The organism is uncultured Paracoccus sp. (genome assembly GCF_947487305.1).
Lineage (GTDB): Bacteria > Pseudomonadota > Alphaproteobacteria > Rhodobacterales > Rhodobacteraceae > Paracoccus.
In genome coordinates this window covers 40,285-65,912 of the sequence record NZ_CANKWH010000005.1, presented here as the reverse complement: position 1 = coordinate 65,912, position 25,628 = coordinate 40,285, and the positions used below count along the sequence as shown (strand labels likewise).

The 25,628-nt window shown below is 65.5% G+C and carries 29 protein-coding genes; 12 read left to right on the top strand and 17 right to left on the bottom strand.

The annotated features are described in order from the left end of the window. Complete coding sequence (locus tag Q1A36_RS07935) at positions 1-1,065, bottom strand: capsule biosynthesis protein (RefSeq protein WP_299841740.1); 1,065 nt, start codon at positions 1,063-1,065, stop codon at positions 1-3. Between the two features lie 408 nt (positions 1,066-1,473). On the opposite strand from Q1A36_RS07935, the gene Q1A36_RS07930 reads away from it, so the two are divergent. Further along, positions 1,474-2,226 (top strand): ABC transporter permease, encoded by a 753-nt coding sequence (locus Q1A36_RS07930; RefSeq protein ID WP_299841738.1) that lies wholly within the window; start codon positions 1,474-1,476, stop codon positions 2,224-2,226. 4 nt (positions 2,227-2,230) lie between these two features. On the opposite strand, the gene Q1A36_RS07925 is transcribed toward Q1A36_RS07930, so the two are convergent. The 6 genes from Q1A36_RS07925 to Q1A36_RS07900 form a co-directional block, all read right to left on the bottom strand. After that, the gene (locus Q1A36_RS07925; protein WP_299841736.1) at positions 2,231-3,280 is read right to left on the bottom strand and encodes a glycosyltransferase family 4 protein; all 1,050 of its coding nucleotides are present in this window, start codon (positions 3,278-3,280) and stop codon (positions 2,231-2,233) included. Then, complete coding sequence (locus tag Q1A36_RS07920) at positions 3,277-4,851, bottom strand: ABC transporter permease subunit (protein WP_299841734.1); 1,575 nt, start codon at positions 4,849-4,851, stop codon at positions 3,277-3,279. Before Q1A36_RS07920 ends, Q1A36_RS07925 begins: the two co-directional genes overlap by 4 nt. After that, positions 4,848-5,621, bottom strand: a complete 774-nt coding sequence (locus tag Q1A36_RS07915; RefSeq protein ID WP_299841732.1) for an ABC transporter ATP-binding protein — start codon at positions 5,619-5,621, stop codon at positions 4,848-4,850. The genes Q1A36_RS07920 and Q1A36_RS07915 overlap by 4 nt, the downstream gene beginning before the upstream one ends. Beyond that, a complete protein-coding gene (locus Q1A36_RS07910; protein WP_299841730.1) occupies positions 5,611-6,609 on the bottom strand; it encodes an ABC transporter substrate-binding protein in 999 nt (332 codons plus the stop codon). Before Q1A36_RS07910 ends, Q1A36_RS07915 begins: the two co-directional genes overlap by 11 nt. A 70-nt stretch (positions 6,610-6,679) precedes the next feature. Continuing rightward, positions 6,680-8,251, bottom strand: a complete 1,572-nt coding sequence (locus Q1A36_RS07905; RefSeq protein WP_299841728.1) for a sulfatase-like hydrolase/transferase — start codon at positions 8,249-8,251, stop codon at positions 6,680-6,682. Then, entirely contained in the window at positions 8,248-9,009 is a 762-nt protein-coding gene (locus tag Q1A36_RS07900) for a CDP-alcohol phosphatidyltransferase family protein (protein WP_299841726.1), read from the bottom strand. The genes Q1A36_RS07905 and Q1A36_RS07900 overlap by 4 nt, the downstream gene beginning before the upstream one ends. A gap of 111 nt (positions 9,010-9,120) precedes the next feature. Between Q1A36_RS07900 and Q1A36_RS07895 the strand changes: the two genes are divergently transcribed. Continuing rightward, entirely contained in the window at positions 9,121-9,657 is a 537-nt protein-coding gene (locus Q1A36_RS07895; RefSeq protein ID WP_299841725.1) for a cytochrome b, read from the top strand. A 60-nt stretch (positions 9,658-9,717) separates the two neighbouring features. Next, positions 9,718-10,731 (top strand): nitronate monooxygenase, encoded by a 1,014-nt coding sequence (locus Q1A36_RS07890; protein ID WP_299841723.1) that lies wholly within the window; start codon positions 9,718-9,720, stop codon positions 10,729-10,731. Here the strand turns inward: Q1A36_RS07890 and serB are convergent. The 3 genes from serB to Q1A36_RS07875 form a co-directional block, all read right to left on the bottom strand. After that, a complete protein-coding gene (serB, locus tag Q1A36_RS07885) occupies positions 10,721-11,596 on the bottom strand; it encodes a phosphoserine phosphatase SerB (RefSeq protein ID WP_299841721.1) in 876 nt (291 codons plus the stop codon). The two genes, Q1A36_RS07890 and serB, sit on opposite strands and share 11 nt — an antisense overlap. Before the next feature lie 144 nt (positions 11,597-11,740). Further along, positions 11,741-12,769 carry a site-specific integrase gene (locus tag Q1A36_RS07880; protein WP_299841719.1) on the bottom strand — a complete coding sequence of 343 codons (1,029 nt, stop codon included), beginning with the start codon at positions 12,767-12,769 and terminating at the stop codon, positions 11,741-11,743. Between the two features lie 173 nt (positions 12,770-12,942). Further along, the gene (locus Q1A36_RS07875; RefSeq protein ID WP_299841717.1) at positions 12,943-13,422 is read right to left on the bottom strand and encodes a hypothetical protein; all 480 of its coding nucleotides are present in this window, start codon (positions 13,420-13,422) and stop codon (positions 12,943-12,945) included. A gap of 255 nt (positions 13,423-13,677) precedes the next feature. Between Q1A36_RS07875 and Q1A36_RS07870 the strand changes: the two genes are divergently transcribed. After that, entirely contained in the window at positions 13,678-13,848 is a 171-nt protein-coding gene (locus Q1A36_RS07870) for a hypothetical protein (RefSeq protein ID WP_299841715.1), read from the top strand. A 14-nt stretch (positions 13,849-13,862) separates the two neighbouring features. On the opposite strand, the gene Q1A36_RS07865 is transcribed toward Q1A36_RS07870, so the two are convergent. From Q1A36_RS07865 to Q1A36_RS07845, 5 genes are all read right to left on the bottom strand, one after another. Further along, the gene (locus Q1A36_RS07865) at positions 13,863-14,111 is read right to left on the bottom strand and encodes a hypothetical protein (RefSeq protein WP_299841713.1); all 249 of its coding nucleotides are present in this window, start codon (positions 14,109-14,111) and stop codon (positions 13,863-13,865) included. A 283-nt stretch (positions 14,112-14,394) separates the two neighbouring features. After that, a complete protein-coding gene (locus Q1A36_RS07860) occupies positions 14,395-15,024 on the bottom strand; it encodes a terminase large subunit (protein WP_299841711.1) in 630 nt (209 codons plus the stop codon). Beyond that, positions 15,021-15,575 carry a hypothetical protein gene (locus Q1A36_RS07855; protein ID WP_299841710.1) on the bottom strand — a complete coding sequence of 185 codons (555 nt, stop codon included), beginning with the start codon at positions 15,573-15,575 and terminating at the stop codon, positions 15,021-15,023. Before Q1A36_RS07855 ends, Q1A36_RS07860 begins: the two co-directional genes overlap by 4 nt. 496 nt (positions 15,576-16,071) lie before the next feature. Beyond that, on the bottom strand, positions 16,072-16,323 hold the full coding sequence (locus Q1A36_RS07850; protein ID WP_299841708.1) for a hypothetical protein: 252 nt from the start codon (positions 16,321-16,323) through the stop codon (positions 16,072-16,074). Beyond that, the gene (locus Q1A36_RS07845; protein WP_299841707.1) at positions 16,320-16,565 is read right to left on the bottom strand and encodes a hypothetical protein; all 246 of its coding nucleotides are present in this window, start codon (positions 16,563-16,565) and stop codon (positions 16,320-16,322) included. The genes Q1A36_RS07850 and Q1A36_RS07845 overlap by 4 nt, the downstream gene beginning before the upstream one ends. A 299-nt stretch (positions 16,566-16,864) precedes the next feature. Between Q1A36_RS07845 and Q1A36_RS07840 the strand changes: the two genes are divergently transcribed. The 6 genes from Q1A36_RS07840 (at position 16,865) to hspQ (ending at position 22,059) form a co-directional block, all read left to right on the top strand. Further along, complete coding sequence (locus Q1A36_RS07840) at positions 16,865-18,010, top strand: phosphoserine transaminase (protein ID WP_299841705.1); 1,146 nt, start codon at positions 16,865-16,867, stop codon at positions 18,008-18,010. 108 nt (positions 18,011-18,118) lie between these two features. Continuing rightward, complete coding sequence (gene serA, locus Q1A36_RS07835; protein WP_299841703.1) at positions 18,119-19,708, top strand: phosphoglycerate dehydrogenase; 1,590 nt, start codon at positions 18,119-18,121, stop codon at positions 19,706-19,708. A gap of 73 nt (positions 19,709-19,781) precedes the next feature. After that, a complete protein-coding gene (locus tag Q1A36_RS07830; protein ID WP_299841701.1) occupies positions 19,782-20,513 on the top strand; it encodes a metallophosphoesterase in 732 nt (243 codons plus the stop codon). After that, positions 20,513-21,070: a DUF2585 family protein gene (locus tag Q1A36_RS07825; RefSeq protein ID WP_299841700.1), complete on the top strand. Its 558-nt coding sequence runs from the start codon at positions 20,513-20,515 to the stop codon at positions 21,068-21,070. Before Q1A36_RS07830 ends, Q1A36_RS07825 begins: the two co-directional genes overlap by 1 nt. 23 nt (positions 21,071-21,093) lie before the next feature. Beyond that, positions 21,094-21,561 (top strand): CreA family protein, encoded by a 468-nt coding sequence (locus Q1A36_RS07820; RefSeq protein ID WP_299841698.1) that lies wholly within the window; start codon positions 21,094-21,096, stop codon positions 21,559-21,561. Positions 21,562-21,726: 165 nt separating this feature from the next. Beyond that, on the top strand, positions 21,727-22,059 hold the full coding sequence (gene hspQ / locus Q1A36_RS07815) for a heat shock protein HspQ (protein WP_101753343.1): 333 nt from the start codon (positions 21,727-21,729) through the stop codon (positions 22,057-22,059). Here hspQ and Q1A36_RS07810 read toward each other — a convergent pair. Together Q1A36_RS07810 and Q1A36_RS07805 are read right to left on the bottom strand one after the other, a co-directional pair. After that, positions 22,041-22,604 (bottom strand): ATP-binding protein, encoded by a 564-nt coding sequence (locus Q1A36_RS07810; protein ID WP_299841695.1) that lies wholly within the window; start codon positions 22,602-22,604, stop codon positions 22,041-22,043. The genes hspQ and Q1A36_RS07810 overlap by 19 nt on opposite strands. Beyond that, complete coding sequence (locus Q1A36_RS07805; RefSeq protein WP_299841693.1) at positions 22,604-22,936, bottom strand: STAS domain-containing protein; 333 nt, start codon at positions 22,934-22,936, stop codon at positions 22,604-22,606. The genes Q1A36_RS07810 and Q1A36_RS07805 overlap by 1 nt, the downstream gene beginning before the upstream one ends. Before the next feature lie 310 nt (positions 22,937-23,246). On the opposite strand from Q1A36_RS07805, the gene Q1A36_RS07800 reads away from it, so the two are divergent. Both Q1A36_RS07800 and Q1A36_RS07795 read left to right on the top strand, forming a co-directional pair. Next, positions 23,247-24,656, top strand: coding sequence for a circularly permuted type 2 ATP-grasp protein (locus tag Q1A36_RS07800; protein ID WP_299841691.1), 1,410 nt, complete (start codon positions 23,247-23,249; stop codon positions 24,654-24,656). 14 nt (positions 24,657-24,670) lie between these two features. Further along, complete coding sequence (locus Q1A36_RS07795) at positions 24,671-25,627, top strand: alpha-E domain-containing protein (RefSeq protein WP_299841689.1); 957 nt, start codon at positions 24,671-24,673, stop codon at positions 25,625-25,627. Position 25,628 lies beyond the last annotated feature (1 nt).

Below are 25,628 nucleotides of genomic sequence, written 5' to 3'. Positions count from 1 at the left end.
TCAGCGACGGTCGCGAACGCTGTAGTAGATCAGCAGCATGACCGACCAGCCCAGAAGCAGGGCTCCGAAGACGCAGGCCAGCAGATAAGGGCGATTGGGCACCAGCGACGCTTCGGCCAGTTTCGGCTCGATATGGGCGGCCAGATAACGCGACTGGCGTTGCGCCTCTGCCTGAGCAATGTCATGGGCCGCCCGCGCAGAGCGATAGGCGGTCTGGTCGAACAGCATGTCCGAGGACAGCTTTTCGTATTCCGCCATCAGTTCGGCATAGTTCTCGCCGCCGGGCCCCTCGCTGCTGGCGCTGAATTTCTCGCGCTCCTCGGAGATGCGGTTGCGGATGGCGTCGACTTTCTTCTCGGTCTGGATAACGCGCTGGTCGCGATCGGTCGCGTTCTCGCGCAGCGTGTCCAACTCGATCAGCGTTTCGGCAAGGGCCGCCTGCAGCGAATTCAGAATGCCCATCTGGCCCTCAAGATCGGCGGTCGGGTCGACGATCTGGGTGCGCATGCGAAATGCGGTCAGCGCCTGCCTCGCCGTCGTCAACTTTTCCTGGGCACGGGCTAGCTCATTGCGGGTAAAGCGCGTGGCATCGTCGCGCGCTACGTCGGACAGCCGGTTGATGGTGCGGCTGCTTTCCTCGAAGGTTGCATTGGCAATAGCCAGCGCATCTTCGGGCGTATAGGCCGAGACCCGAAGCGTGATCAGCCGCGTCGTGGTGTCGTAGAGAACGTCGACCTGCCGCTTCCAGTGCCGGGTCAGATTTTCGATCGTGCCGTTGGGGTCATAGGCAAAGATCGGGTCATTCGGCCATTCCTTCGAGAACTTGCCGCGAAGGTCAACCGCAGCGTCGATCCGCGCAACAATGTCCTCGCTCTGCAGGAAGTCATAGAGAATATCGGTATCCGATGCCGTGCTGCCACCAGCGAACTGCGTCAACCCGCCGAGGAAGTCGATCGAGGGGGCGGAATCCTCCTTGCGGATCGAGAAGCCGACGGTCGAGACATATTGATCGACGGCCCGCGTCCACAGATACCAGGCCGAAATCGCCGTCGGCACGATCACCATGAGGACGAAGGACAGGGTAAGGATAATGTGCCGGCGTTCGAAACGAGCCGCACCAACCGCTGGACGCAAATAGGTATGAGTGTTCATGGACTCGCGAGGGGATGAAGCCGGCGACGGCGCTGAGGTTGCGGCCTGCGGCTTGGTCGCTGCTGACTTGGGCTGCTGGCTTGTTATCATGTCGGACCGATTCAGTGGCGCGGCCTTCTCCGGGGCTTGCTGGCCCTTTTCTGCTCGGTCGAGCGAAGAGGATTGGCTCACGTCACGATGCTTTCAGTTGTTTCTCGTGCTGCAGGCTTGTAACTGTCCGCCAGCAGCAATACCAGAGCCAGAGTTCACATGACCGCCAGCGACAGTCAGGCCCCAAGCGTTCCGCGGCTTCATGCCGTTCGCAAACGGCCGCGCTTCCAGATGCTGCGTACCATCATGGCGCTGATGCTGCGCGAGATGTCGACGACCTATGGCAGATCTGTCGGGGGCTATTTCTGGGCCGTCATCGAGCCTGTCCTCGGCATTGCGCTGCTGTCAGTCATTTTCTCGCTGGCCCTGCGCGCCCCGCCGATGGGGACGAACTTTCCCTTGTTCTATGCGACCGGCTTTCTGCCCTTCGCGCTGGCCATGGGCACCATAGGCAAGGTGGCGGGTTCGGTGCGGTTTTCGCGGCCGTTCATGACCTATCCCTGCGTCACATTCATTGACGCGATCCTCGCGCGCCTGGTGCTTGCCGCAATCACCGGCGCGATCGTCATGGCCATCGTGCTCGGTGGGATTCTGGTGATCTTCGGGTTGCCCTTCTGGGCTGACCTCTCCAGCGTCGCGACGGCAATCGGCTTGTCCATTCTGCTGGCCGCAGGGGTCGGATCGCTGAACTGTTTCCTGATGACCTCGTTCCCGGTCTATGAGCAGATCTGGTCCATCGCTACCCGGCCGCTGTTCCTGATGTCCGCAGTGTTTTTCACCTTTGATTCCATGCCCGCAGTTGCCCGCGATATCCTGTGGTACAATCCCTTGGTCCATCTGGTCGGGCTGATGCGGCGCGGCTTCTATCCCAGCTATCAGGGCGAATATATCAGCGTCGGCTATGTGATCTTGGTCAGCATGATCACCCTGTTCTTCGGGCTTCTGCTGCTGTCGCGGCATTTCAAGCGCCTGATGGAATCCTGATCGTTCAGTCGAGGCTGTCCAGCACTTTGCCTGCCGCCACCGCCGTCTGAGACCAGTCGGGAAGGCGCCTCGCCGCCAACCGCGCGGCGCGGGCACAGGCCTGCCGCTGCCGGTCATCCGCGATCATCCGGCGCAGCAGATCCGCAAAGGCCTCGCTATCCTCGGGCGGCGCGAGGAGACCCGCTTCCGCCGGCACGGTCTGCGGCACCGCGCCGGTGGCGCAGCTGACAATCGGCAGGCCATAGGACAGCGCCTCGTCGAAGACGATGCCATAGCCCTCGTATCGGGTGGCCAGCGCGAAGACCGAGGCGCTGGCGTAGTGGCGATGCAGCTCATCCGTCGTGACGCGCCCGGCAAGGCGCAGGCGCGCGCCCAGCCCTGAACGTTCCGCCTGACGCGCCAGCGCCTCGGCATGGGCAGGATCCCAAGGGCTGCCGACGATGACCGCCTGCCAGTCCAGATCCGTTATCCGGAACAGGGCCTCCATCAGCACGTCATGCCCCTTCCTCGGATGCAGGATGCCGACCGACAGGATCAGCGGCGGCGATAGGGGGGCCGCAGGATGGCGGGGCGGATCGACGCCGGGCCGGGCAATGGTGATCCGCTCGGGGGCCACCTCATAGCGGGCGACCAGCAGATCACGGGTATGGGGGCTCGGCACCAGCACATGCCGCGCCAGCCGCAGGTTGTCGCGCTCGGTGGTGAAAAGATGCTGCCGCCGCGCGTCATCAAGCCCGCTTTCCATTGCCAGCGGATGATGGATCATGGCGACGACCGGTGCGCGGACGCCCGCCAGTCCTGCGCTGTCGATCGAGCCGAAGACCAGACCGTCAAGGATCAGCACCCGTTCCGGCGCGACCGCCTGCAGTTGCGCGATGGCCTGCGCCATCGCTGCCGCATCGGCATCGGGAAAGCCCTCGGGAAGTTGCACATGCTCGGCGTCCCGCCCCTGGTCGCGCAGCCCCATCAGCAGGCGGTGTTCATAGATATAACCGCCGGTCAGCGTCTCGATATCGCCGGGAATGGCGAAGGCGGCCTTGCGCGGCGCGGTCACTGGCGCACCTGTTCGGGGGCAAGGCGCGACAGCATCCGCCGCTCGATCCCGGCGATGGCGGCGAAACCAAGCGCGGACAGCACCGCCACGACCAGCACGCAGGACCAGAGCATGTCATAGTCCGACAGCGAGGCCGAGAGCGCCATCAGGCTGCCGATGCCGCGCCCGGTCGCCAGCCATTCGACCACCGTCACCGCCAGAACCGCCGCCGGCACCGCCATGCGCGCGGCGGCGAAGAAGGCGGGCAGCATGGCGGGGATCTGCAGATCGACCAGCCGGCGCAGGCGCGAGGCGGCGAAGCAGTCGAAGACATCGCGGATCTGGCCCGGGGTCTGCCTGAGCCCGTGCAGGCAGGCGACGAAGGTCGGGAAGAAGACCATCACGCCGACCAGCGTGATCGTGCCCAGGGCCCCGCGCCCCAGCAAGAGGACGATCAGCGGCGCGGTGGCGACAATGGGAACCGAACGCAGGGCGACGGCCAGCGGCAGCACCAGCGCCCCCGCCGCCGGCAGAAGCGTCACCGCCATCGCCAGAGCGGCACCGATGACCAGCCCGGCCACGTAGCCCGGCAGCAGGAAGATGGCGGTTTCGGAAAGCGCGGCCCCCAGCCTCGCTCGCGTCTCGGCCGCATCGGGTGCGATGAGCAGCGCATCCAACACATCCCCCGGTCTCTTGGCGAAGAAGGGGTTCAGCGACATCGCCTCCATCCCCGCCCACCAGATCAGCAGGGCCAACGCCGCGACCAGCGCCGTGCTGACCAGCGCATGTGGCGCGCGTTCGGTCGAGGGCATGGACAGGATCAGTGGCGGCGGCTCGCGCAGGACCGCCCGCGCCAGCGCGCCGATCCCGGCATAGGCGAGGATCGAGACCGTGGCGGCCACCGAGCAGACCGCCCAGAGACCCGGCACGTCCAGTGCCCTGAGAAAGCGGATGGTCAGGACACCGAGGCCACGCTCGGCCCCGGTGAACTCGCCCACCATCGCCCCCAGAAAGGCGGCGGGCGCGGCGATCTGCAGCCCGGCGAAGAGATAGGGCAGGGCGGCTCGTGCGCGGATATGGCGCAGCTCGGCCATCCGTCCCCTTCCATAGCTGCGCACGAGATCGAACCAGACGGCGGGCGCGGCGCGCAGGCCCACCAGCAGCGGGATCAGCGTGGTGTAAAATACCGCCAGCGCCGCCAGCGCGATCTGCGGTGCGTTGCCTGGCCCCATCAGCACCCGCAGGATCGGCCCGGTGGCGACCAGCGGCAGGCAGAAGACCAGAAGCGACAGCCCGGTAATGACGGGCTGGCTGCGCGGCCAGATCAGCGCCGCGCCGGCCAGCAGCATGGCCACCAGGTTGCCGAGAACGAACCCCGCCGCGCCATTCCACAGCGTCACCGCCAGCGCCCGCCCGGTCAGGCCGGGATTCTCGGTCAGCCAGCGGGCGACCTCGACCGGACCGGCCAGCAGATAGGCACCGCCCAGACGTTGCGCGGCAAGTTCCCAAGCCAGCAGCAGGATCACCGCCCCACCCAAGGCCCGCAGCGCCGGCGTCGCCGCCCGTCCCGGCAGGGTCATGGCAAGACTCATGCCGCCACGCCCCGCGCCAGCGCCGTCGAGACCTGTGACGCCAGAGCGTGAAAGCCCGCGCTGTCGGCCAGATCAGACAGGCGCGGATGCGGCAGGGGCACGGCAATATCGGCGACGATCCGGGCGGGCCGGAGTGACAGGACCAGAATCCGGTCGGCCAGGAACACCGCCTCGCTGACCGAATGGGTGACGAGAAGCGTCGTGGTGCCGCGTTCCTGCCAGAGGGGCGGCAGGTCCAGCGCCAGTTGCCGGCGGGTCAGTTCATCCACCGCGCCGAAGGGTTCATCAAGAAGCAGCAGCCGCGGTGCGCTGGCCAGTGCGCGCGCGATGGCGGCGCGCTGACGCATCCCGCCCGACAGCGCCGCCGGGCGCGTCGCCTCGAACCCCGCCAGCCCGACCAGCCGGATCAGCCTGTCGACCAGCGCCTGATCGGCGGGCAGACGGGCCAGCTTGCGCCCCAGCGCGATATTGCCGCGCAGGCTGCGCCAGGGCAGCAGCGAAGGGTCCTGAAACGCCACCGAAATGGCGGCCTGCCGGCGCATGTGGTCAGGCGTCTCGCCGCCGATCAGGATGCTGCCGGCGCTGGGGTCTTCCAGCCCCGCGATCAGCCGCAGCAGCGTGGACTTGCCGCAGCCCGAGGGGCCGACCAGCGCGGTTGTCTGGCCGGCGGCAAGGGCGACATCAAGCGGCGACAGCACCTCGACCCCGCCGGGAAAGACCTTGGCGAGACCGCGGCAGAGGATATCGGGCGGGGGCGGATCAGCCGGCATGGACCTCGTCGAGGATCGAGCGGTCCCAGAGATCGGGGGTGACGGTCCGCCCCAGCAGCGCCAGCGTCTCGATATTCGCGGCCACCGCCTCGTCCGTCCACGAGCCGAAGCCGTTCTGATCGGTCAGCTCCGAGAACATCAGCGGCACCTGCCGCGCAGCCTGCAGCTTCTGCGTCTCCAGATCCAGCCCGGCATCGGGGAAGAGCTTCACCGTCAGTTCGGCGGCCGCATCGGTGTCGGCGCGATAGGCGTCCCATCCGCGCACCTCGCCCGCCATCAGCGCCACCAGTTCGGCGCGGCGATTGGCAAGGCTGTCCTCGGTGGCGATATAGGTCTGGGAATGCAGCGCATAGCCGTGATCGGCCATCAGCATGGTCACATTCTCGATCCCCTGCATGGTCATCGCCACCGGCAGGTCGGTCTGCCAGCAGAGCAGGCAATCGACCTCGCCACCGACCAGTGGCTGGGCGGAGTATTGCGTCGGCACGATCTCGATGCTGTCGATCTCGACGCCGTTCAGCGTGCTAAGGGCCTGCAGGACCGGAGTATTCGCCAGAGCCATGCCGATCTTCTTGCCTGAGAGTTCGGCGGGGGCGTTCACCGGGTTGGCGGGCAGCGAGGCGATGACGAAGGGGTTCTTCTGCATCGCCACGCCGATGATCTTGAAGGGCGCGCCCTCGGCCACGGCGGCGGCGGTGTAATCGGCAGCCGAGATGCCGACAAGCGCCGTGCCCGAGACGACCGGCGGCTCGACCGGGGCATTGGGGCCGCCCTGCAGCAGCGTCACCTCCAGCCCGGCCTCGCGCCACCAGCCGTTTTCGCGGGCGAGATAGCTGCCGGCGAATTGCACCGAATGCAGCCATGAAAGCTGCAGACTGACCGGCGTGGCGGCCTGTGCCAGCACCCTGCGGGGCAGCAGCGTCGGGGCGGCGAGGCCGGCGGCGGCGGTGGCGAGCATCTGCCGGCGGGTCCAAAACCGGTGGGTCATGATGGGTTCCCTTCCTCTTTGCCGCAGCTTACGAGACCAGAGCCGCACGGCAAGCCTGACCTTTGTTTGTTCAGTCGCGCAGGGCTGTCGTGCTCGTCCCCCGCGTGAAGCCTTGAAGGATCAGGTCGCGCATCCCCTCCATCGGCAGGGCGGCGCTGTCCGGCGGCGGGATCAGACCGGGCGCAAAGCCCCTGTCGCGGCTCCGCTCGACAAGGTCGCGCGGGCCGATCAGATGGATTGGCACCTCGCGCCGCTCGTCCAGCGCGATCCGGGCGGCGGCCTGATGGTCGCCCAAAACGATCAGCAAGGGCGGGTTGGCGGCATGCAGCCGGGCATAGCCCGCCACCGCCTGCAGCACATAGGTGATCGAGGCGCGATACTGCGCCCGCACGTCATCGTAATCATCCCACAGCTCTTTCGGGGTCGGCCCGGCATCCGCCATGGCGTCGAAGATCCGGCCATCGCCCAACTGGTCCCAATCCACCATCTGCGGCAGCGGCACCCATGGTGCGTGCGAGGAAATCAGCGCCACCTGCGCAAACAGGGGCCGGTCATTGTCGCCATCCCTGAGCAGCCGGTCGGTGGCGGCGAGGGTGAACTGGTCGGGCATCGTGACCCAGTTGAAGGGCTTGCCGCGATAGCCCAGATCACCTGCGCCCAGCACCCGGTCAAACCCCATGCGGGCCGATTCCGGCCAGGGCCGGGTGATCGCGGGCATCACCGCCGCCGTGCGGAACCCGGCTTTCCGGGCCAGATGGAATAGGCCCTGCCGCCCGCTGGCCAGCGCCGCCTGGTAGCGGCTCTGATCGTCGATCCAGAGACCCGAGGTGAATGTCGCGTGGCTGAGCCAGCTTTGCCCGCCCTGCGTCGGCGCGGTCAAAAAGCCCGAGCGCATCGCCAGCCCGGCCTCGGCCAGCGCTTCCTCGGCTTCGCGCAGGGCGGGCAGATGGGCCTTGGCATAGAAGGGCGTGTCGAAACTCGTGCGGCCATAGCTTTCGATGAAGATCACCAGCACGTCGCGGTCGATCCCGGTCAGCAGCCCGGTCTGCGCCGCCATCGGGTCCTCCCCTGCGAGTCGGCGGAACTCGCGCAGGTCACTCACGCTACGCAGCGCCAGTGCGGTCTTGTCCATCGCATAGCTGGTGGTCGCGGCTTTCAGCGGCAGGAAGCCGGGGATCAGCAGCGCCACCAGCCCGACCGCCGCCAGAAGCGCGGGCCGACGTGGAACCGAAACGCGCTGCCAGACCCCCGCCGCCCACCAGAGGATCGCGGCCATCCCGGCGGCCAGAGCGAGGCACAGAACCGCCGCGCCGATGGCAGCCCAGATCCCGAGGCTGCCAGCGATCATCCGGGCTGAAGCGTCGATCAGCGCCAGATCGGCGATCGGGTTGAAGCCCCGGCCGAGGATTTCGGCCATGGACAGATCGGCCAGCTTCAGCGCCGCGATCAGCAACAGAAGCATGGTGAGAAGGGCCCGCAGGACCCGGTTCGGTCCCGTGGCGATCAGCAGCAGCAGGATCAGCGGCGGTTCGGGGGTTACGAGTCTCGCGGGCGTGATGCCGCCCGGTGCCGCCGGCAGGATCATCACCAGCCACAGCGCCAGCGCCGCCACCCCTGCCTGCCAGATCGCCGGTCGCCTCATCCGGCCCGCCCGCGCAGCCAGAGGATGTCGACCGCGAAGGACCAGACGACCAGCGCCGCCGCCAACCGCGCCACGAGGATCGCGGCATCGGGGGTGAGGATCGGCAGCAGAAGCAGGATCAGCGCCACCATCTGCACAACACAAATCGTTTTGCGCCGGAATTTCTGCGGTAAGGGCGCAGACAGCCACGGCCAGAGCAGCATGGCTCCGACGAAGGCATAGCGGGCCAAGCCGAGGATCAGGCCCTCGGCCCCGACGGCGCTGCCGGCTACCACATGCAGCGACAGGATCAGCGCAAGGATCGAATCGGCCTCCATGTCGAAGCGGGCGCCGAAATCCGAAACCAGCCCCTGCCGCCGCGCCAGCGAGCCATCGAGCCCGTCCAGCACCAGCGCGACCCCGGCGATCCCGGCCACGATCCAACCGGCGGGCTGACCGGCCAGCAGCGGCGGAACCAGCGCCAGTGCCAGTGCGACCCGGATCAGCGTCACCGCATTGCACGCGCCGATGCGCCCATGCGGATAGCCCCGCCGCATTTGCCGTGCGACGATCAGCCAGATCAGCGCAAAGCCGAGCGCGGCGAGGCCCCACAATAGGGCGCCCGATATATCGAGAAGGAGCTGACAGGCGAGCACAGCCGCCAGACCGGCCAGCCCGGCTGCCAGCAACCCCCAGCGCAGCGGATCGGCAGGCGCGTTTCCCCGATGGACGGCGCTGCGCCCCGGTCGACCCTCCTGCAGATGCTGCGGGTTGCCCATGACGCCAAGCCTAGGCCAAGCCGGAATTGGGTCAAGCGGTGCCGCGCTTCTGGCAAAAGATTGATCGGCGGCGCGAAAGTTCTATCCTGCCGCGAACGGAGGGTGGTTCTGATGGAACATCAGCAGGGCTATGCGCGTCCCGCCCGGATCTATCACTGGCTCATCGCGGTTCTCGTGCTGCTGATGATCCCGGCCGGGCTGATCATGATCCAGCAGGGCCTGCCCCGGCCTCTGCAGGACACGCTGTTCATCTTTCACAAGAATACCGGGCTGATCGTGTTCCTGCTGATGCTGGCGCGGCTGGTCTGGCGTCTGCGCCACCCGCCGCCGCCCCTGCCTGCTGACATCGCGCCCTGGCAGCGTCGTGCGGCGGAACTGACCCATCTGGCGCTCTATGTCCTGCTGTTCGCCCTGCCGATCAGCGGCTATCTGCGGGTGCGGCTGGAGCGTTTCCCGATCGAATCGCTGGACGCGCTGGGGGTGCCGCCCCTGGTGCCGAAGAACGAGGCGCTGGCCGGGGTCTTCCAGTCGGTGCATCAGGCCTGCGCGGTCCTGCTGATCGCGCTTCTGGCGCTGCATGTCGCGGCGGCATTGCAACACGCGCTGATCCGCCGCGACGGGGTCTGGGCGCGGATCTGGCCGCTTTGACTGGGCTTTGCTTGCCCGGCCCGGCATGGAATAGTCGGCCCGAACCAGGGGAGACGGGCGATGTTCGAGGGGCTGGGCACGACCACCAATGTCATTCAGGCACCCATGGCTGGGGTCTCAACGCCCGCGCTGACCGGGGCTGTCGCCAATGCCGGAGGGCTGGGCTTCGTCGCGCTGGCGACCTTCACTGCCGAACGAGCCCGGCAGGAGTTGGAGCAGACCCGCGCGCTGACCGAAAAACCTTTCGGCGTGAACCTCTTCTGCCACGAACCGGCTACGCATGACCCGGCGAAGGAGGCGCGCTGGCTCCAGACGCTGGCACCCGATTTCGCCCGCTTCGACGCAACCCCGCCCGAGGAATTGCACGAGATCTACACCAGCTTCCGGGTGAACGACGAGATGCTGGCTTTGCTGGTGGCCGAGAAACCGCCGGTCATCAGCTTCCATTTCGGCCTGCCGCGTCCCGACCAGATGCAGGCGCTACGCCAGACCGGCGCCATCCTTCTGGCCACCGCCACCTGCCTTGCGGACGGGCGCACCGTCGCGGCGGCGGGGGTGGATGGCATCATCGCGCAGGGCTGGCAGGCGGGCGGGCATCGCGGGCTCATGGACCCGGTGGACATGGCGGCAGACACGCGGCTGGAGACGCTGCCACTCTTGGCCGAGTTGCGGCAACTTGGCCTGCCGCTGATCGCGGCGGGGGCGATCATGGAGGCGGCGGACCGGCGGGCGGCGATGGAAGCCGGGGCAGTGGCGGTGCAATGCGGCACGGCCTTCCTGCTGTCACCCGAGGCGGCGACCACACCGGATCACCGGGCGCGGTTGACCACCACGCCGACCGAGATGACCCGCGCGATCTCGGGCCGACCGGCGCGCGGGCTGGTCAACCGCTTCATGGCGATGGACCAGCAGGATGCGCCGGGCTACCCGATGGCCTATGATGCGGCCAAGGCACTGAACGCGGCGGCGTCCGCCAGGGGCAATCACGATTACGCGGCGCAATGGGGCGGGACCGGCGCGGCCAGGGCCGTCGCGCGGCCCGCTGCCGAGACGCTGGCGGCGATCAGCGGCTGAATTCCTCGGCCGCATAGCCCTGCAGATAAAGCAGCGCAGTCAGGTCGCCGTGATTGATGGTGATCCCCGCCTGCGCTGCGACCACGGGCTTGGCGTGCAGCGCGACGCCCGAGCCGGCCAGTTGCAACATGCCCAGATCATTGGCCCCGTCGCCCACCGCGATCACGTCGGCGGGCGTCAGTCCGCGCGCGGCGACGATCTCGTTCAGCGCCTCGACCTTGGCCTCGCGCCCCAGCACCGGCAGGGTGACATGCCCGGTCAGCACGCCCTCTTCCGACAAGAGCGTATTGGCGCGGTTCTCGTCAAAGCCCAGCTGGCGCGCGATCGGGCCGGTGAAGCTGGTGAACCCGCCCGAGACCAGCGCCGCATAGGCGCCGTGCTTGCGCATCGTCGCCACCAGTTCCGGCCCGCCCGAGGCGAGGGTGATGCGCGTGTCCAGCACCTTCTGGATGGTGTCCTCGGGCAATCCGGCCAAGAGGCCCACCCGTTCGATCAGCGCCTCGTGGAAATTCAGCTCGCCATTCATCGCCCGGGCGGTGATCGCCGCCACACGCTCGCCCACCCCGGCCTCGGCGGCCAGTTCGTCGATGCATTCCTGATCGATCATGGTCGAATCCATGTCGGCCAGCAGCACCCGCTTGCGCCGCCCGGCGGTCGGCTGGATCGCCAGATCGATGGCGATGCTCTGCAGGTCGGACCAGACCTGCCGCCAGTCCGCCGGCGCCTCGGGCATCTGGAACTCGGCGGCAATGCCGGGGCTGAGCCAGCGCATCTCAGAGCCGCCCCAGTCCCGGCAAAGGCTGTCGATCAGCGCCGGCTCGAGATTGGCATTTTTCGGCGCGGCGATCAGCGAGAGGGTCAGCATGGACGAACCTTTCTTGCGGCAGAGGGCGCCACGGATGACGGGAAAGCGGCGAGGCCGGCTTTATGCGAAACTTTCTTCATGCGCCAGTGCGGCGCGGCGCTGTATGTGCCCCCTTGGGACACCCCTCCCAACGAGAGGCGAACGTCATGCCTGATTTTTCCTTTCTTTTCTGCTAGTTGAAATCTTCTGAATTTTGGACTGTGCGGGTTTTGTGCGGAAGAGCGCGTCCGTCACGGTCTTGTCCTTTATCGCGTGAGCATAGGTGCGCAGGACCGTCGTTGCGTCCTTCCAGCCGCCCATGTCTGCGACGGTTTTCACATCAAAGCCCGCTTGTAGCATCGTGGTGGCGAAGCCATGCCGGCAGCAATGTGGGGTCAATCGGTCGATGCCGGCGCGCTTGCAGACATTGTTCCACGCGCCCCGCAGGCTTCCGCGCCCGGTATAGTCAAAGACCAATTCATCCGGGTTTCGGTTGGTCGGCAGGTTTGCCAGCGCGGCAAGGACTTCGGGCGGCAAATGGGCCGTGCGGTCCCAAGGCTTCGGATTGAACAGGTAAAGCTTCGCGGTTCGGCCATCCAGATCTATGTCGTTCCAGCGCATCCGGCAGCTTTCGCCAACCCGTGCGCCCGTGCCGAACATGAACAGACACAGAGCGCCCAGATGCGGCAAGCCGTCCTCAATGGCCTGTTCGTTGAAAGCCAGAACCCACTCGACTGTTGCAGGAGTCTTTTCCGCCGGGTTTTCTTCGTATCGCTTCACAGAAATCCGGCGACACAGGCCAAGCCCGGCCGCATGATTGATAGCTGCCTGTGTCGGCTTGATCACCTGCCGATTCCAGGTCGGCTCGCTGGCATTGGGATAGATCAGCCTTGCCGCCTTGCGGATCGTCTCGGGAAAGATGTCCTCAACCAGCGTATCGCCCCAATGGTCAACGAGCTTGAGAAGGAACCGTTCGGACTTGTCGGCATCCAAATATTCGTTGAACACCTGCGCCATCGTCAGCCCCGCGCCCGGTCCATCGAAACGACGTTGCCACGCTCGGGCTTCGATTTCGGCTTTGAAGCGTTCGGCGATTTTTTTGTCAGACGTTTGCGCACTTCGACGGATTTCACGGCCAGCAACGGTGCCTCGGACGTGCCAGATGTTGCCGCGTTTGTGGAGCGAGAGGGGCATGGTCGCATAGCCTCCAGAAGCTGTTGAACATCGTGTTCCAGCAGAATCATAGTCTTGCCCAATTCCCGGCAAGCGCCGATTTCCCGCGCCTTAGCCCGCAGCGCCCGTTCCGACGCGCCCCATTGGGCGGCCAGTTCGGCGGGGGTCGTATGCGCGGGAAGGATCGTCATGGATCAGTCGCCCACAACCCGGCGCTTGTCGGCCTCTGTGATGTAGTGCACCGCACGGACACGGTGCCAATCGAGATCAATCATTTCAAAACCGATCACGTCGATAGCCTGAGTTGCGTTGATCTTGATCAAGTCCTGCTTCACGTCCCAATCAGGCAGGAAATAGTCCAGCACCTTGAAGTCGGTCGAGATGATGTAAACGCGCGATGCATCGGGGTTGGCCTGCATAAATTCGCGAACCTTGCACGCTTTCTCGCCCGCAGCCGCTGCGCTCATTCCGGCATCCATGGATCGCTGATACAGCCGCAGCGCCACAATGTCGTCCACATCGAAGGTGCGCGCCTTGCCCGGCGTGGTCTTGGGTGCGCAGGGGTAGAAGTTGGCATGAACCGCCTCATTGAAGCGATCCGCGTTGATATTCGCGATCTCGCAGGCCAGTTTGGTGGTCGCCAGCAGGTCGCTTTTTGTGGGGTAGGAAGTCATCGCCATTCCTCTTGTTGATTTCCAGAGGATAGCACAGCTCTGGTAATTTGCAAGTGGTTCCGCCCGCAACCTGTATGATCGCGGGCGATCTGCATCATGCGTTACCGATCAGCGCGCGGGCCTCCGCCCAAAGGTCCGGCCTCTGCATATGGTCCGGCAGCCCGACCTCGCCAAAGGTAGTGTAGGCGATGACCTTGGCGATAACGTCGGCAGGGCCTTGCCCGCCGCGCGTGATGCGAGGGGCTTGGCATAGTCGTGACCGGCCAGCAGGTGAATGTCCTCGCCCGCCTCGATCCGGTCAGCAAAGGCACCGGCGGCGATAACCTCGCGCCGCCCCGGTGCCAGTTCCGTCTCTGCGCCATAGGGGAACGTCGCTCGCAGGCGGGTTTCCCCGCCCTCGCTGCGCAGTTCCAGCGCGCCGGTTGACGCCCCCCACAGCATCAGACGATGCCCGTCAGGATGCGGGTTTGCAGCCCGCGCGGCACGGTAAAGTCAGCCGTGACAAGCCCGGTCAGGACAAGCGCCCCGCTGCCCGCCTTGGTGTAGGGATCACGGATCAGGTCCACCCCGCCATAGAGGCCGAGATAGCCGGGCGCGATGCCCTGCACATTGGCGGTCATGATCGCGGTCGCGTCGGGGATCACGTTGCTGATCGCGAACGCTGCGATCTTCGGTCGAGACCCGTTCATTGCGGTTGAGGTTGCGGAAGGATGCCAGCGCCGAACCGCCCCGCGCAATCGCGCGCTTGGCCTGCGCAACCAGCCATTCCGAGGTTGAGCCGATGCCCTCGACCGCGCCGGGGTTCGCTTCCAGCAGCGAGGCCAGATCATCGGCAGGCAACCCGAAAGCGGGCCGATGTTCCTGCACATAGGTTCCGGGCGGGGGTTCATCCATCCAGCGGGAAAAGGTGTTGGCGTCATCCGGCGCACTGGTCGAGATGATCAGCGCCCGGCCATCGCGCTTGCCGAGGCCTTAGAGGATCGCGTTTTCGAGATTGTCACCCTTCTCCCGTTCCCAAGCCGCGCGTTCATCCATCAGGGCCAGCGTCGGCGCGCCGCCGAGGATCGATTTGCCATCAGCCGCAATGCAGCGCGCCAGCCCGCCGCCATTGCCCGAATATTCGACCTCCAACTTGCTGCCGCGCCGGATCAGAAATTGTTCCTGTTCATCCTCGGGCAGCCCCTCGATGAAGCCGACCAGAAACTGAAACGCGGTCTTGGCCTGATCGCGGTTTCGTGCGGCAAAGAGGATTTCGCGCTTGGGCTGATTGTCCCAGACGCCTTTCAACGCGCCCAGCGCCAACCCGGCAGAAAGCGCGGTCTTGGCATTGCCCCTGCCGATCGACAGACAGGCCACCATGACACCCTCGGCCAGCGCGCCGCGCACGAACCGCTTCTGAAACTCGTCCAGCTTGAGCGGTTCCCCGGCCTTTTTCCCCTCCGGAATTTTCAGGGTTTCGAGAAAGGCAATCGCCAGATCGGCCATTTCCGTGGTCGGGAAAGAGAGCGGAACACTCAGCCGCCGGTCCACCGGCACAATCGCTTTCCGGGCATTGGGACCAGATCCGGCCTGCCGCTCGCGCTTCACCTGCACCGCCGTCATAGCGCAACCCGCCGATGCCGCGCCGCGATGCGCGCCGCAGCGACTGACAACCCTTGCTTGCCCTCATGCGCCCCCCGCTGGTCAAAGACCTGTGCAGCTTGATCGTTGATCGCCAGTTGCAGGTCAGCCGGGATGCTGTCGGCATCCATGCCATAGCCTGCGGGATAGGTGATGCGCAGTTGCTCGCCCTGTCCGGTGCTGGTCAGACTGATGACCGGATAGCGCCCGCCCTCGATCCACCAGCCCGCCGGGTGCGGCGTCACGTTGCCCGCTGCATCCACCAGTTCAACGGTGATCGGATGATCGGCAAGCCCCTCGGTCCAGATCGGGCCGATGGGCAGGGGGATACGGCAGCACCATGCGCCCAGCGTGACGGTGATCGCCTGTGCCAGCAAGGCCAGCCCGCAATGCGCCTCGATCTCGCGCGCCGCAGTGTCGGCCATGCGGGCAATGGCGCTATCCTCGAAGTCGCTATCGACATGAGCATAAAGCTTCACGTCTGCCAGGACGTAAGGTGCTGCCAAGCTGATCGGGGTGCGGGTCGTGTTCATTGGCTTCCGGTAAAATGTGATAACATAACGATAGTCTAGTTGAGAATCATTCGCAACTGAGTTTTGGCGTTGAGCCGGCCCCCGCTACTGTCCCCCCGACATGCAGGGGACAGACCTTCGCGGCGCTGCGGCCATGACCTGTATCCACGCGATGCCCGGTATCGAGGGCCAGCCGCTGTCCCGCAGGCTTTGATCCTGCCCCGGCTCGGCCTCACGCGCTCATTCGGCGTATCTCGGCTTTGCCAGTCCCCGGTCGTCTTTCCGTGCCGCATTGGCGCGGTATCCCGCCGGTGGGTTCTGTGTCGCGTTTCTGGCAGGGCCTAGAAGGTGCCGGTTCCCTGCCGGGTTGGGGTAGACCCCAGGTCTGTATTCCCCGCTGATTTCGCTCGGCGGTCAGAAGCTAGGGCGGATGGTGGAATATGCCCGGCTCGGCGTCCGGTCTGCTTCGGTGAGTTGACGCCCCCGCACCGCGCCCGAGGCACGGGGACAGGGCGGCTCAGGTTTCGATCAGGTCCATATCCGGGCCATCATCGGCCCCGCCGCTCACGCGGCCGCGCGTCTGGTAAAGCTCGCTGACCATGCGGTGCATGAGCGCGTGCTGTTTCGGGCTGGGCGTCCAATTCCGTCGCCGCGATTGGCTCGCGATGGATCTGGCAAAGCCCTTGGCCCATTCGTTGGTTGCCGCCTTGCAGACGGTCGGGCAGCTCCACAGCAGTTCATCGACGGGTCGCAGTGCGCTGGTATTCATGCCGCCGCCCTCCGATCCAGATGCCCGAGGAACGCCGCCTGATCCGGCCCGCTCATCGCCTCATAGCTGGCGAGGCAGAAGGCTTTCAGCTCGGCACGGCTGGCCCATGCCGCCCATTCCCGCGCCTCGGTCATGATCGCGCTGAAGATCGGCAGCGGCTGACCGGGGCGCAAAGCCTCGATCATCAATTCTAGAAAGGGCAGCCGGTCGGTCGGGTCGCAATCGGCCACGGCGCGGGACAATGCCCTTGCCGCCGATTCCCGCCGCGTGTTATCGTCGATCCATTCGAACCACGAATGCAGATCAGCCCCGATTGCGCCCGCCAGCGCGTCGGGGTTTTCGTTTTCGGCGAGAACGTCCCCGGAACAGACTGTGCTGATTTTGTGCGGATAGTTCCCATCCGTTCCTGCATCGTTCTGCAGGAAGCTGCTCGAACCTGCATGGTAAGACTCTTTGTCTATTGCAGTATTTTCAGGGGAAGCGTATGCCCCGCAGCGGGACACCCCTCCCCAACGAGGGGCTTTTAGCTGGAAGGCTAGCCATGACCGATCTGACGATCCCGGTTGCGCGCCCGGTGAATCCGCGCTTCTCCTCTGGCCCTTGTGCCAAGATTCCCCATTACAATCTGGACCTCTTGTCGGACGCCCCGCTTGGTCGCTCGCATCGTGCCGCCGTCGGCAAGGCGAAGCTGGCCGAGGCGATCGAGCTGACCCGCGAGGTTCTGGGCGTGCCCGCCGATTACCGCATCGGCATCGTGCCGGGCTCGGATACCGGCGCGGTCGAGATGGCCATGTGGTCGCTGCTGGGCCAGCGCCCGGTCGAGATGCTGGCCTGGGAAAGCTTTGGCGAAGGCTGGGTCACCGATGCGGTGAAGCAGCTGAAGCTGGACGCCACGGTGCGCAAGTCCGATTACGGCCAGATCGTCGACCTGACCGAAGTCGATTTCGACAAGGACGTGGTCTTCACCTGGAACGGCACCACCTCGGGCGTGCGCGTGCCGAATGGCGATGCCATCCCGGCGGACCGCGACGGGCTGACCATCTGCGACGCCACCAGCGCCGCCTTTGCCATGGATCTGCCCTGGGACAAGCTGGATGTCGTGACCTTCAGCTGGCAGAAGGTGCTGGGCGGCGAGGGTGCGCATGGGATGCTGATCCTGTCGCCGCGCGCGGTCGAGCGGCTGGAAAGCTATACCCCGGCCTGGCCGCTGCCGAAAATCTTCCGCATGACCAAGGGCGGCAAGCTGATCGAGGGCATCTTCAAGGGCGAGACGATCAACACGCCCTCGATGCTGGCGGTCGAGGATTATCTGGTCTCGCTGAAATGGGCGCAATCCATCGGCGGGCTGAAGGGCCTGATCGCCCGTTGCGACGCCAATTCCGGCGCGGTGCGCGATTTCATCGCCGGCAAGGACTGGATCGCCGATCTGGCGGTCGATCCGGCCACCGCCTCGACCACCTCGGTCTGCGTGAAATTCACCGATCCGGCAATCAAGGACTGTGCCGCCTTCGCCAAGGCCGTCGCCAAGCGGCTGGAGAAGGACGGCGTGGCGCTGGATGCCGGTGCCTATCGCGATGCACCTCCGGGTCTGCGCATCTGGTGCGGGGCGACGGTCGAGGCGAGCGACGTTCAGGCGCTGATGCCCTGGATCGAATACGCCTATCGCGCCGAACTCGCCGCGCAATAAGCACCTAAGTCAGGGCCGGGGGCCAGCCCCCGGACCCCCGGGATATTTTCACCAAGATGAACGCGCCAGCGTGGCAGAGGCCCGGGCGCAGGAGAGAGGATAACAGAGATGCCGAAGGTTCTCGTATCGGACAAGCTGTCGGAAACCGCCGTCCAGATCTTCCGCGACCGTGGGGTCGAGGTCGATTACCTGCCCGATCTGGGCAAGGACAGGGACAAGCTGGCCGAGGTGATCGGTCAATATGACGGGCTGGCGATCCGCTCGGCCACCAAGGTGACCGAGAAGCTCTTGGAAAGTGCGCCCAACCTGAAGGTCGTGGGCCGGGCCGGGATCGGGGTCGACAATGTCGATATTCCGGCCGCCTCGAAAAAGGGCGTCATCGTGATGAACACGCCCTTCGGCAATTCGGTCACTACCGCCGAGCACGCCATCGCCATGATGTTCGCCGTGGCCCGGCAATTGCCCGAGGCTTCGGCCTCGACCCATGCCGGCAAGTGGGAGAAGAACCGCTTCATGGGGGTCGAGCTGTTCAACAAGACGCTCGGCGTCATCGGCGCGGGCAATATCGGCTCGATCGTCATCGACCGGGCGCTGGGGCTGCACATGAAGGTGCTGGCCTATGATCCCTTCCTGTCGGAAGAGCGCGCGGTCGAGCTGGGGGTGAAGAAGGTCGAGCTGGACGAGCTGCTGGCCAAGGCAGATTTCATTACCTTCCACGTGCCGCTGACCGACAAGACCCGCAACATCCTATCGCGCGAGGCCATTGCCAAGCTGAAGCCGGGCGTGCGGATCATCAACTGCGCCCGCGGCGGGCTGGTCGACGAGGCGGCGCTGGCCGAGGCGCTGACCGATGGTCGCGTGGCCGGCGCGGCCTTCGACGTCTTTGCCGAGGAGCCGGCGACGGCCTCGCCCCTCTTCAACTTGCCGAACGTCGTCGTGACCCCGCATCTGGGCGCCTCGACTACCGAGGCGCAGGAGAACGTGGCCCTGCAGGTCGCCGAGCAGATGGCCGATTACCTGCTGACCGGGGCAGTGCAGAATGCGCTGAACATGCCGTCGGTCACGGCCGAGGAGGCCGCCGTCATGGGGCCGTGGATCAAGCTGGCGGGGCATCTGGGTGCCTTTGTCGGGCAGATGACCGGCGAGCCGATCAAGGCGATCAACGTGCTGTATGATGGCGTCGTCTCGACCATGAACCTGAACGCGCTGAACGCGGCGGTGATCTCGGGTGTGATGAAGGCCACCAACCCGGATGTGAACATGGTCTCGGCCCCGGTCATGGCCAAGGAACGCGGCGTGCAGGTGGCGACCACGCGGCAGGACAAGAGCGGCGTCTTCGAGGGCTATATCAAGCTGACCGTGGTGACGGCGGACCGTGAGCGGTCCATCGCCGGGACCGTTTTCAGCGACGGCAAGCCGCGCTTCATCCAGATCCGCGGCATCAATATCGATGCCGAGGTGGGCGAGCACATGCTGTATACCCGCAACAAGGACATTCCGGGGGTGATCGGAGCGCTGGGGATGACCTTGGGCGAGCAGGGGGTGAACATCGCCAACTTCACCCTTGGCCGCTCGGCCGCGAATGGCGATGCCATTGCCATCCTCTATCTGGACGAGCCGATCCCGGCCAGCGCGCTGGCGGCGCTGGAGAAGACCGGGAAGTTCCTGCAGGCCCGCCCGCTGCATTTCGAGGTCTGACGCCCCGAAGCCTTGCCAAGCGATGCGATCCCGGCCAGACAGGCCGGGATCCTTTGCTTTTTCGGGGGGCGCGATGCCGATCTATGCCATTGGCGACATTCATGGCCAGCTGGAGCTGCTGCACCGCGCGCATTGGCTGATCGAGGCCGATGGCGGGCGTGATGCCCGGATCGTGCACCTGGGCGATCTGATCGACCGCGGCCCCGATTCGCGCGGCGTGGTTGATTATCTGATGACCGGGCAGGCCGAGGGGCGCGACTGGATCGTGCTCAAGGGCAACCATGACCGCTTCCTGCCGACCTTCCTGAATGATGCCGACTGGATCGATCCGGCCATGTCCTCGGGCGCGGTCTGGACCGAGCATCCGGGGCTGGGGGCGGCGGCGACGCTGGCCTCCTATGGCGTGGATGTGAACCAGCCGCGATCCGACCTGCAGGCGGCGGCGCGGGCGGCGGTGCCGATGGCCCATGCCGAATATCTGGCCGGCCTGCCGCTCTGGTATCTGCAGGACGGGCTGTTGTTCGTGCATGCCGGCATCCGGCCCGGCATCGATCTGCAGGCGCAGACCGAGCAGGATCTGGTCTGGATCCGCAAGGGCTTTCTGGACAGCCCGGCCCATCACGGCCCGCTGGTCGTGCATGGTCATACCGCGCTGGACCGCGCCACACATTTCGGCAACCGGATCGATCTCGACAGTGGCGCGGCCTATGGCGGGCCGCTGTCGGCGGTGCGCTTTGACGAGCAGGGGGCCTGGCTTCTGGGCGACGGTGCGCCCGAACTGCTGCGGCCGGCGCCGGGCGGCTGATGGGCCGGGTCTCGCCCTGGCATCTGGTCGCGCTGATCGTTCTGGCCACCGCGGGTTTCCTGCTGTTCCTCGGGCGGGTGCCGATCTGCGATTGCGGCTATGTGAAGCTGTGGCACGGCGTCACCATGAGCTCGGGCAATTCGCAGCATCTGACCGACTGGTACACGCCCTCGCATGTGCTGCACGGGCTGCTGTTTTATGCCGCGCTGCACTTTCTGCTTCCGCGCCTGTCGCTCGGCTGGCGGCTGGTCATTGCCACGCTGGTCGAGGCCGGATGGGAGATTGCCGAGAATACTAGCATGGTCATCGAGCGCTATCGCGCCGTGACCATCTCGCTCGACTATTACGGCGATGCTGTGGTGAACTCGGTTGGCGACATGGGGGCGATGATGCTGGGCTTCTGGCTGGCGAGGGTGCTGCCCCTCTGGCTTTCCGTGGCGTTATTTCTGGGAACCGAGGCGGTGACGATCTGGTTCATCCGCGACGGGCTTTTGCTGAACATGTTGATGCTGCTCTGGCCCATCGAGGCGCTGCGGCAGTGGCAGGCAGCGGGCTGAGGGTCTGGACCAAGGAGGATGCGATGAAGTGGATGATCGGTTTGGCGCTGCTGGCGGCGCTGCCGGCCGCGGCCGAGGAAGTGGGCGAGATCGGCGTCGACTGGGTCGGCAATGACATCATCATCGAGGCCATCGCCGATCCCGAGGTCCAGGGCGTGACCTGCCACCTGGCCTATTTCGACCGTTCGGTGATCGATCGGCTGAGCCAGGGCAACTGGTTCGAGGACCCGTCCAACTCGGCCATCGAATGCGCCCGGACCGGGCCGATCACGGTGGGCGACATCGCCCGTGGCAAGGCGGGCGAGGATGTGTTTTCCGAAGGCCGCTCGCTGATCTTCAAATCGCTGAGGGTCAAGCGCGTCTATGACGCGACGAATGGCGTCCTGGTCTATCTTGCCCATGCCAACGAGTTGACCGAGGGCTCGGCCAAGATGGCGATCTCGACCGTGGCGCTGACCCCCGAGGAAAAAGCGGCGGCAGGGCCGAACTGAACCGGTTTGCCGTTCGGCCTGCGGAGGCGGTTGCCTTGCGGCAGGCCGCGCTGCCGGTTTCCGGCGCAGCCGCCTGCTGCATTGCGGCAAAAGCCGATTGAACAGGCCCGTTCCGGTGGACAGGGCGGCGGCTTTGGATTAGGGAATCGCTCTCGGGAAGAACTTATGACACCACACCGCAGAGTCGCGAAATACAACCTTGGCCAGGTCGTCCGCCATCGCAGCCGCGATTTCAGGGGGGTGGTTTTCGACATCGATCCGGAATTCGCCAATACCGAAGAATGGTATGAATCGATTCCCGAGGATGTGCGCCCGGCCAAGGACCAGCCTTTCTATCATCTCTTTGCCGAGACCGAGGCGACCTATTACGTCGCCTATGTCTCCGAGCAGAACCTCGTGCCCGACCGTTCGGGTGAACCGGTCGATCATCCCGAGGTGGTCGAGATGTTCGGCGAGTTCAAGGATGGCCGCTATCCGCTTCAGTCACTGCTGAACTGACCGTCCTGATCTTCGGGCAGCGGAGGGGCCGTTTCGTCCGAGACCGGCACGCGGAAGGCCAGGAAGTTGCGACGTTCCTCGCGGTAGTAATACAGCTCCTGCGTCAGGTCGTGGATCAGGAACCAGCCGAAGCCGCCTTCGGGCAGGTCGATCTCGCTGATCGCGGGGGCATCGGGGGGCAGCAGGCAGCCGGCCGGCAGCGAGATGCCGTCATCGGTCACCGCGCAGGACAGCATGCCGGCAAGGCGGACGATGCAGAGATGGATCAGCGGCGCGGCGCGATGGCCGGTTTCCTCCCCGGAATCTTCGCCGATATCCGGTGCGCCTGGGCCATGTTCGGCCACGTTGTTCAGCACTTCGGCCAGCACAAGCTCCAGCCGGCCAAGCGCATCCTCGTCGATCTCGGCGGCAAAGCGGCGGCGGATGTCGGTCAGCGTGTCGCGGACGATCCGGGCTTCGGCGCGCAGGACGCGGTGAAACATGGTCTGGGCCGGCCGGCTCATTTCGCCGGTCTTCCCGGGATCGAGGTTTTTCGCGGTATTCATCACCCGGCCTCCCTTGCCTGATCCGGCGCGGTCGTGATGTTGAACACGCTGTCCATCCGGGTCAGCCGGAAGACCCGTTCGACATTCGGCGTCAGGCCGCGCAGGACCAGCGGGATGCCATCGGGCATGGCCTTGTGGATGGCGATCATCGCACCGAGGCCGGAACTGTCCATGAAATCGACCCGCTGCAGGTCCAGAAGCACGGTCTTTCGGCTTGTCGACACGATCTCGCGCATCCGGTCCTTGAAACTGGTCGCCACGGCGGCATCCAGTCGCGGCTCTGCGATCGTGACGAGGATCTGGTGCAGATCCGGCACAACGATCAGGTTCATCAGCGCATCCCTTGCAGATTCGGTTCCGGGATCCTGAATAGGGCCAAGACGTTACCATCCGGTAAGCGCGGCGCGGGTCGGCGTGGTCAGATCCGGACAATTCGAACCACCTTTCCTGCCGCCAGCGATCGCGGAGAGGCCCGGCAGCCTCCCTTCACGCCCGAAATCGGGGCAGGAGGCGGGCAATGCGCTGATCCGGCGGAACTTTCCGCAAAGTTTCGCGCTTGGCTTCTAGACTTTGGCGCTGCGCTTGCTGATCATCGCGGAACGCAACGGCTCGTGAACAGGGCCAGCCGCGGAAGGGGGGGACATGAATTTCTATAACGAGATGTACGAGGGCGAGAACGTCCGCGAACCCTATGCGCGCCTGCGCAACTGGGTCGAGACCATGCCCGACGATTTCCGCCAGATGAAGCAGGCCGAGGCCGAGGATCTCTTCCGCCGCATCGGCATCACCTTCGCCGTCTATGGCGAGGGCGGCGATCCCGACCGGCTGATCCCCTTCGACATGATGCCCCGGGTCTTCGAACAGGCCGAATGGCGCAGGCTGGAACGCGGCATCAAGCAGCGGGCACGGGCGCTGAACGCCTTTCTGCGCGATGTCTATGGCCGGGCCGAGATCGTGCGGGCGGGGCGCATTCCGGCACGGCTGGTCTATCAGAACGAGGCCTACGAGAAATCCGTGGTCGGTGTGGTGCCGCCGCGCGGGGTCTATTCCCACATCATCGGCATCGACCTTGTGCGCACTGGCAAAGACGATTTCTTCGTGCTCGAGGACAATTGCCGCACGCCGTCGGGCGTCAGCTACATGCTGGAAAACCGCGAGATCATGATGCGCATGTTCCCGCAGCTGTTCCGCAACAACCGGATCGAGCCGGTGGACCAATATCCCGAACTCTTGCGCCGGACGCTGGAATCGGTGGCACCTGCCAAGTGCCAGGACCGACCGACCTGCGTGATCCTGACGCCGGGCCATTTCAACAGCGCCTATTACGAGCACAGTTTCCTCGCCAACCTGATGGGGGTGGAGCTGGTCGAGGGGCAGGATCTCTTTGTCGATGGCGAATTCGTCTACATGCGGACCACGCAGGGGCCGAAGCGCGTCGACGTGATCTATCGCCGGCTCGACGACCCCTATCTCGATCCGCTGTGCTTCCGCCCCGATTCCATGCTGGGCGTGCCGGGGCTGATGGATGTCTATCGCTCGGGCGGGGTGACGATCTGTTCGGCCCCCGGCGCGGGCGTGGCCGATGACAAGGCCATCTATACCTTCGTCCCCGAGATGGTGCGCTTCTACCTGGGCGAGGAACCGCTGCTGAAGAACGTGCAGACCTGGACGCTGTGGAAGCCCGACGACTACAAGTATGTCATGGAGAACCTGCCGGACCTGGTGGTGAAGGAGGTTCACGGCTCGGGTGGATACGGGATGCTGGTCGGGCCGAAATCGACCAAGGCCGAGATCGAGGAATTCCGCAAGAAGATCGAGGCCGACCCGTCCAATTACATCGCACAGCCCACGCTGGCCCTGTCGACCTGCCCGACCTTCGTCGAGGAGGGGATCGCGCCCCGGCATGTGGACCTCAGGCCCTATTGCCTCTGCGGCGACCGGATCGAACTGGTGCCGGGCGGATTGACCCGCGTGGCGCTGCGCGAGGGATCGCTGGTGGTGAACTCGTCGCAGGGCGGCGGGGTCAAGGACACCTGGGTTCTGACGGAATAAGGGAGGGACAGGACATGCTCAGCCGCACCGCCTCGAACCTGTTCTGGATGGGCCGCCATCTGGAACGCGCCGAAACCGCCGCCCGCCTTCTGGATGTGGGCCAGCGCATCACGCTGATGCCCAATACCGACGAGGGTTATCAGAGTGAATGGGCCTCGCTGTTGCAGGCCTCGGGAACATCGGATGCCTTTGCCGCGAAATACGGCGCCGTGACGCAGGAGAAGATCGAGGAATTCCTGTTCTTCGACCGCGACAATCCCTCGTCGGTGGTCTCGTGCCTGCAGCAGGCCCGCGAGGGCGGGCGGATCGTGCGCACGGCGCTGACCGGGCAGGTCTGGGATGCGCTCAACGTCGCCTACCAGGATCTGCGCAAGATCGAGAAGACGCCGCGCGACAAGATCGATATGGCGGAACTGACCGATTTCACCACGCGCCATGCCTCGACCGTGCGGGGTGCGATCAACGCGACGCAGCTGCGTAATGACGGCTGGCATTTCATGAATCTCGGCTATTGCCTCGAGCGTGCGGATGCGACCGCGAGGCTGCTTGACGTGAAATACTTCGTGCTACTGCCGCGCATCGAGTTCGTTGGGTCAGGACTCGACACCTATCAATGGCAGGTGATCCTGCGCGCGCTGTCGGCGCACCGGGCCTTTCACTGGGCCTATGGTGGCGATGTGACGGCGGGTCGGGTGGCCGATTTCCTGATCCTGAACGGGGAAAGCCCGCGCTCGCTGATCACCTCGCTCTACGAGGCGGTCTGGCATCTCGAGGGGTTGGCGCGTCGCTATGGCGACAACGTGCCAACCACTGCGCGTGACAAGGCGCGCGAGGTGCTGGAGCGGCTGCAGAACCAGGAGATCGACACCATCTTCGACGACGGGCTGCACGAGTTTCTGACCTTGTTCATTACCGATATCGGCAAGGTCGCCTCGCTGGTGCACCAGGACTATCTGCAAGGGGGGGTCTAGG